The organism is Oleiphilus sp. HI0128 (assembly GCF_001635365.1).
In genome coordinates this window covers 1-1,347 of sequence record NZ_LWGG01001274.1, presented here as the reverse complement: position 1 = coordinate 1,347, position 1,347 = coordinate 1, and the positions used below count along the sequence as shown (strand labels likewise).

The 1,347-nt window shown below is 47.2% G+C and carries 1 pseudogene; it reads left to right on the top strand.

The features are described from left to right. A pseudogene (locus A3763_RS29025) lies at nucleotides 1–1,347 on the top strand (hypothetical protein); the annotation flags it as partial.

The following is a 1,347-nucleotide window of genomic DNA, read 5'->3' as shown; positions in this document are numbered from 1 at the left end:
TGGTGATGGACAAAATATTCAGCAACTTACCTTTAACCAAAGCCACGATCTAGACCCTATCCTGTTGAATAACGGCAAAGTCCTGTTTTCTCGTTGGGATAACGCGGGGCAAACACGAAACAATGGTGTTAACTTATACGAGATTAACCCCGACGGTACAGGCTTGAATTACCTCTATGGCCGCCATTCCCATGATTCAGGTGAAGACGGTGACCAAGTTCAGTTCTTGAAACCTAAAGAGTTAGAAAACGGTAATATTGCGGTTTCATTGCGTACCTTCGAAAGCGCTACGTTTGCCGCACAACCTCTCGAGATTAATTTGGATGAATTCATTGATGCAGACCGTGCCATCGATGGCAGTGACGCAATTGAAGGGCAGGCGCAAGTCGCGATTATTGACGGGGTCACCTCAAGTGATGAACAAACGATAAATGGTCAGTATGGCGCTTTTGTACCGCTTTATGATGGCTCAAACCGTTACTTGGTGAGCTGGAGCTTATGTCGTGTTGCCCTGATCGATATCGATGCTGAAACAGATGGTGATCAACAAGGCCAGCCAGAATATTGTACCGAAGAGAAACTCGCTTCAGATACCTATGAAGCCGCGACACCTCTCTATGGTTTATATGTCTATGATGCGAGCGATAAGACCTTAAAAGTGGTTGCCTTACCGAGTGAAGGTAATCGCTACGATCAGGTGATGTTGGTTACAAGTCGGCCAGAACCGGAAGACTACGTTCCAGTAGAGTTGGAAAACTTTGGTAATGGTTTAGGAGCGATTCATATTCGCAGTGTCTATGACTTTGATGGTGAAGATACGTCTCCTGCCGGTTTAGCGGCGCTTGCTAATCCTGAGGTGACAGAGCCTTCTGAGCGTCCTCAACGTTTTCTAAGAATCGAGAAGGCTGTTTCAATACCTGATGAAAACGTACGTGATTTTGATAACTCCGCTTTTGGTAGAAGTCGAGCGCAATCTATGCGGGAAATCCTGGGTTATGTTCCTATTGAACCAGATGGATCTGTAATGGTGACCGTACCAGCCAATGTTGCTTTTGCACTTAGCGTATTAAATGAAAAAGGGCAGCGTACTAGTGAGCGTCATCAAAACTGGCTGCAAGTCGCTCCAGGGGAATTAATAGAATGTAACGGTTGCCACACGGGTGCAAGCGAAGTCCCGCATGGGCGTAATGGCGCTGGGCCTGAACCGGTCAATACGGGGGCAGAGACTGTTGGTCTTCCTTTTCCGGGAACGTCTCCTGCCGGGCCTGATGAAGATACACCCTTTGGTGTGCTAATGGGGGAAACCATGGCGCAGGCCTATACCGAAAATTATGGTATTCGAAATCT